A 5,706-nucleotide genomic window follows, 5' to 3' on the forward strand; every position below is an offset into this window, starting at 1 on the left:
CTGAAGAGCTGGCACCAGTAGACCTCACCGGTCAGCGTGCCGGGAATGAAGCGCTCGATCTGCTCGGGCGTGCCGTGCTCGAGGATGGTCGGCGCCGCCCACCAGCCGATCGAGATGTCGGGCCGGACGACTCCGCCTGCGGACAGCTCCTGGTCGATCACCAGCTGCTCGGCCGGTGATGCCGCGCGGCCGTACGGCTTTGGCCAGTGCGGCGCCATGAGCCCCGTCTCGGCGAGGGCGGCTTGGCGCTTCTCCTCTGGCAGGGCGGCGATGTCGGCGACCGCGGCCGTCACCTCGGGTCGGATGTCGTCGGCATCGGCGACGTCGACGAACAGCTGACGGCGCAGACCGTCGCGCGTCAGTCCAGCGGTGCGGCGCAACCACTTTGGGCGGCCGCCGAGGAACTGCGCATTGGCATAGGCGCGTCGCATGTAGAGATGCGCATCGTGCTCCCAGGTGATGCCGATGCCGCCGAGCACCTGAATGCAGTCCCGCGCATTGAGCTTCTCCGCGTCGATGCCGACCGCACTGGCGACGGCAACGGCGATCGACAGCTGGGCGTCGTCGGCGTCGGTGGCCGCGCCCGCCGCGTCCGCGGCCGCGACGGCGATCTGCTGGGACCTCAACAGCATTTCGGCACACATGTGCTTTACGGCCTGGACGCTGCCGATCGGCTTGCCGAACTGCTCGCGAACCTTCGCGTATTCGGTCGCCACGTCCAGAAACCAGCGGGCCAGCCCGGCTGCCTCGGCGGCCAGCACGGTGGCGGTCAGGTCGACGACGCGTTGGTACGGCAGTTCGATCCTGGTGGCGGGAGCGGACGTCAGCTCGACGCTGGCCAGCGGCCGGGAGAAATCGGTGGCCTCAAGCCGCTCGACGGTGACGCCCGCCGCGGAGGCGTCGACGTAGACCCAGTCCTCACCTGCAGGCAGCACCAGAACGCCGTCGACAAGCCCGCCCAGCACGAACTTCGCCGAACCGGTTGCGGTGGTCCCGTCGAAGGTGATGTCCGAGCCGAGCGCGACACCCGCGGTGCGCCGTCCAGACGTGAGCCCGTCGAGCAGCTTCTCGTCGGTGATCAGCAGAGTTGCCAGCGCGGTCGTGGCAACCGGTCCTGGCACCAGCGCGGCCGCCGCCTCGTCGATCATCACGCAGAGGTCCTCGACGCCTGCGCCGGCACCGCCGAGCTCCTCGGGCACGGCGACCCCGAAGATGCCCAATTGCGCAAGGCCGTCGTAGGCCGCCCGCCAGGCGTCGGGCTCACCCTGCTCGACGGCGCGCACCGCGGCGATTGCGCCGGAGGACGCCGCCCACCCTCGCACCAGATCTCGCGCGGCAAACTGTTCTTCGCTGACGGTGGCTGATACCACCCCTGCTCGTGCCATCGTCGGCTACTCCTCAGCCTAGGGCGAGAAGGCCATGCTTCTCACTAGAACGTGTTCTAATGGTGACAGCGTTCTAACGTCAAGTCGACTGCCATTACAGCAGGACACGTCGATTGCCCGGGGGCACGGAGGTGGGAAATTTCTGAACTGCGTGCGTATCGTTTTCACTCTGTGCGTATGAAGAAGGAGCTGCCCGCCGCATGTCTGGGTCCTCAGTGTCAGCCAGGGAGCCGGCAGGCCCTAATTCGGGTTCGGGGTCTGATTCGACCGCCGGCCCTCGCCAGGTGATGAACGTGGCCGTCCTCGCCGAGTCCGAACTCGGGTCCGAAGCACAGCGGGAACGCCGCAAGCGCATTCTCGACGCCACCCTCGCCATCGCCTCAAAGGGTGGCTACGAGGCAGTTCAGATGCGTGCCGTGGCCGAACGCGCCGACGTGGCCGTAGGCACGCTCTACCGCTACTTCCCGTCCAAGGTGCACCTGTTGGTGTCCGCCCTTGGCCGTGAGTTCGAGCGCATCGACGCCAAGACCGACCGCGCCTCCCTCGCCGGCGGCACCCCGTATCAACGGCTGAACATCATGGTCGGCAAGCTCAACCGCTCGATGCAGCGCAACCCGCTACTGACCGAGGCCATGACTCGCGCATTCGTGTTCGCGGACGCCTCGGCCGCTGGTGAGGTAGATCACGTCGGCAAGCTGATGGACTCCATGTTCGCCCGCGCGATGAGCGAAGGCGAACCCACCGAGGACCAGTTCCACATCGCGCGCGTCATCTCCGACGTGTGGCTGTCCAACCTCCTGGCGTGGCTGACCCGGCGGGCTTCGGCGACGGACGTCAGCAAGCGACTGGACCTGGCCGTCCGGCTGCTCATCGGCGACGGCGAGCACCCTAAGATCTGACCGGTGGGCAGGAGCGAGAGCGACCCGGGGGATGTTCCGGTGGGCATACCGGCAGAGCTCTCAGCGGCACTCGATGCCGTCGCGGCGACTCGGCACCTGCTCGTCACGTCCGACTTCGATGGAACCCTCTCGCCCATCGTGAACCACCCCGCCGACGCGCGCCCGCTGCCCGCGGCCGCCGCCGCGATGACGGCACTAGCCGAGCTGCCGTCGACGTCGGTCGCCTTGATTTCCGGTCGCGCACTGAGCGTCCTGCGCGAGCTGTCGGGCGCCCCGCCGAGCGTGCACCTGGTGGGTAGCCATGGCGCGGAGTTCGATACCGGTTTCGCACACGAGGTCGATGAAGCGCTGCTGGGAAGGATCACCACCGCGCTCGACTCCATCGCGGCGAACCGGCCAGGGATCACCGTGGAGACCAAGCCTGCCAGTGTGGCGCTGCACGTCCGAAATGCTTCGGTCGCCGACGGGGACGCCGCGCTCGACGAGGCTCGCGCAGCTTCGCAGGCCTGGGATGCGCACCTCACCGAGGGCAAGGCGGTGCTCGAGTTCGCCGTCATCTCCACCGACAAGGGCGAGGCCGTTGACATCCTTCGCGAGCAGACCGGGGCAACGGCGGTGGTGTTCTTCGGCGATGACGTCACCGACGAGAAGGCGTTCCGCCGGATGCGCGACGCGGACGTCGGCGTGAAGGTCGGGCCGGGAGAGACGCTGGCGGACTATCGAATCGGCTCACCCGAGGACGTCGCCGCCGCGCTGGCCTACCTGCTGGATCGGCGCTAGACCGCAGGGCCGGACGTGCGCCCCCTGACCAGCTCGGTGTCGAGTACTTCCACCACCGGTAAGCCCGACCGCGGCGGATTGTGCAGCAGGTATCCCGCGCGTCGTCCCTTCTCGATGCTGGGCTGCTTGACCGTCGTCAACCCGCGGGCCAGGGCGTCGGGGATCCCGTCGAACCCGGTCACCGTCATCTGTCCGGGAACGTAGATACCATGTGCGCGTAGGTAATCCATCGCCGAGACCGCAAGAACGTCGGACGTGCACAGCAGCGCGGTGATGCGTGGGTTGACTTCGAGCGCAACCTCCGCGGCCGCCCCACCCGACGTCGGCCTGTGCTCGTAGCTCTCCACCACGGTCAACGAATCCGGTTGCAGCCCAGCCGCCTTCATGGCGTCGTATACACCGTGAATGCGCTCGCGCTGCACGTGGAAGTGGGGTGTCTGCACACGTTCGGGGTCGGCGACCGCAGGTTTGGCCTCGGCATGGGGCCAGTCGCGTCCCAGCCTCATCGTGAGCACGCCGAGATCGCGGTGCCCGAGCCCGATGACGTACTCGGCAACGCTTCGCATGGCCGCACGGTCGTCGATGCTCACCCGCGACGTGCCCGGCACGTCCTTCGGCTGGTCGACGACCACGATGGGCAGCGCGCGCTGTGCGACGACCGGGAGGTACGGGTCGTCGTCGGACGCCGAGTAGACGACGAACCCGTCGACGCCTGCCGACAACACTGCGGCGGTTCCGTCGCTCACGCTCCGGTTCGGCCCCGCGGCGACGAGCAGCAAGCCCTGTCCCGCCGCCTCACACGATTCGGCGAGTCCGGCGACGAAGTCCAGGGCGGCGGGGTCGCTGAAGGAATAGTTGAGCGGTTCGGTGAGGATCAGGCCGACGGCCCCGGCGCGGCGGGTGCGCAGTGAGCGGGCCACCGGATCGGGTCCCGCGTAACCCAACCGCTTCGCAGTGGCCAATACGCGCTCGCGAAGATCGGCCGAGAGTTGATCGGGCCGGTTGTAGGCGTTGGAGATCGTGGTGCGCGAAACCTTGAGTTCTGCAGCCAGCGACGCGAGGGTAGCTCGCCGGCGCGGAGCAGGACCTCTGGACATGTTTCATGACGCTAGCGGATTCGCTGCGTATCACCGTGCCAACGCGGCGGGCCCGCCTCTAGGAGACCAAGCCGTAAACCTCGGGATGCACGCTGGTGATCACCCGCACGGTGCCGTCCATGACGTCGGCGACGTAGATCGTCCGGCCGTCGGGCGTGGCCGTCATCAACCCCGGTTGGATGCCGACGCCGATAGTCTCGACGGGCTGATTGCTGGTCACGTCGATCACGGTGACGCTGCCGCAGTTGACGTTGCTCACGTACAGCCGGTCGCCGCGAACGATGAAGTCCACCGGCGCTGCGCCGCCGGGGATCGCGTCGATCGCACGGGTGACGGGATCGACGTCCACCACGGTGTTCACCGACCTGTCGATGACGGTGAGCGCGTTGGTGGCCGAGTCGGCGACGTACAGCCGGCCTCCGACGACGGCGGCGAAGTACGGATACCCGGTAACACCAATGAGATTGGTGCCCGGCGCTTCGATCGTGTCGACCGCGGTGTTGGTGGCCTGGTCGAAGACCGCGACCGTGCCGCCCACATAGTTGGTGACATAGACGCGGTCGGCGGTGGCGGCGACGCCGAACGGATCGCCCCCGATGGGGATCCTGGCGAGTTCGGTGTTGTCGTTCAGGTCGATCACCGACACCGTCCCAGCGTGATCGGCCACGTACAGACGGTCCCCGCTGACCTCGAGGCCGAACGGGGTGGCACCGACGTCGATTTGGTCGACGACCGTGTTGGTTGCGACGTCGACGACGGACACGGTGCCGTCACCGGCGTTGCCGACGTAGAGCGAGTGGCCACTGACGGCAAGGGCGAACGGCGTGCTGCCGACCTCGATGGATCCGACGACCGCCTTGGTAGAGGTGTCGATCATCTTGACGAAGCCATTGCCCCCCAGGTCGTCGGCGCTGTTGAGGACGTACAACCGGTCCCCGACGACGGCCATGCCGTAGGTGAGTCCGTCACCCACGTCGATGGTGTCGGTCACGGCTGCCTCGGCGGGGGTCACGGGCGCGCTGACGGCGGCCTTCGTGCCGTCAGAGGCGACCGCCGAGCCCGTCACCTGGTCGATCCGATCGACTGTCGCGGTGGCTACCTCAGATGCCGTGCCCACCAACTCGGTCTGCCGCGGAGCGGCCACCAGACCGGGTCGTTCGTTCACCTCAGCGCTCTCGGATTGCCTTCGCGCCCAGGCGAGTATCGCCCAAAGGGTGGGCTCCTGCACAGGGCCGCTGGGGACGGGCACGGCGAATGGGGCCAACACCGCCGCCAGAACGCTCGTGACGATGCGCAGCGACACCAGCGGCGGATGGGACTCGGTGTCCACACCGGAATCCCTTCGGGCCGACAAAGTTTCGGTGCCGTGGGGGGTATCGGTCGCCGCGTGTCCTTCGGCGGAGGCGGCTGACGCGGCTGAAACACCTGATGCAGCTGACGCGGCGGACCCGACGCCCCCGCTGAGCATCTCGGGCACGCCCGGGATGGCCGAGATCGTGTGTACGACGAGCCGATTCGGCCGTGGCACGACTGGGTGTCCGGGGC

Annotated in this window: 5 protein-coding genes; 2 read left to right on the plus strand and 3 right to left on the minus strand. The window is 67.9% G+C overall.

Going from position 1 to position 5,706, the window contains the following annotated elements:
• Window positions 1-1,385, minus strand: a 1,385-nt coding sequence (locus tag ACRDUX_RS37060) for an acyl-CoA dehydrogenase family protein (RefSeq protein ID WP_526421899.1), incomplete at its 3' end; no start/stop codon positions are given.
• A 293-nt stretch (window positions 1,386-1,678) separates the two neighbouring features.
• Between ACRDUX_RS37060 and kstR the strand changes: the two genes are divergently transcribed.
• Window positions 1,679-2,284 carry a cholesterol catabolism transcriptional regulator KstR gene (kstR, locus tag ACRDUX_RS37065; RefSeq protein ID WP_526421901.1) on the plus strand — a complete coding sequence of 202 codons (606 nt, stop codon included), beginning with the start codon at window positions 1,679-1,681 and terminating at the stop codon, window positions 2,282-2,284.
• Between the two features lie 3 nt (window positions 2,285-2,287).
• On the plus strand, window positions 2,288-3,064 hold the full coding sequence (otsB, locus tag ACRDUX_RS37070) for a trehalose-phosphatase (protein ID WP_526421903.1): 777 nt from the start codon (window positions 2,288-2,290) through the stop codon (window positions 3,062-3,064).
• Here otsB and ACRDUX_RS37075 read toward each other — a convergent pair.
• Together ACRDUX_RS37075 and ACRDUX_RS37080 are read right to left on the minus strand one after the other, a co-directional pair.
• Window positions 3,061-4,161 carry an Rv3575c family transcriptional regulator gene (locus tag ACRDUX_RS37075; protein WP_526421905.1) on the minus strand — a complete coding sequence of 367 codons (1,101 nt, stop codon included), beginning with the start codon at window positions 4,159-4,161 and terminating at the stop codon, window positions 3,061-3,063. The genes otsB and ACRDUX_RS37075 overlap by 4 nt on opposite strands.
• 58 nt (window positions 4,162-4,219) lie before the next feature.
• On the minus strand, window positions 4,220-5,706 hold a 1,487-nt coding region (locus ACRDUX_RS37080), incomplete at its 5' end, for a cytochrome D1 domain-containing protein (protein ID WP_526421907.1).

It is taken from the genome of Mycobacterium sp., from assembly GCF_050701675.1.
Classification (GTDB): domain Bacteria; phylum Actinomycetota; class Actinomycetes; order Mycobacteriales; family Mycobacteriaceae; genus Mycobacterium.

Bases quoted from the DNA above. Each gene is read 5' to 3' on its own strand.
- ACRDUX_RS37075 (WP_526421905.1), bottom strand. From the start codon at position 4,161: ATGTCCAGAGGTCCTGCTCCGCGCCGGCGAGCTACCCTCGCGTCGCTG.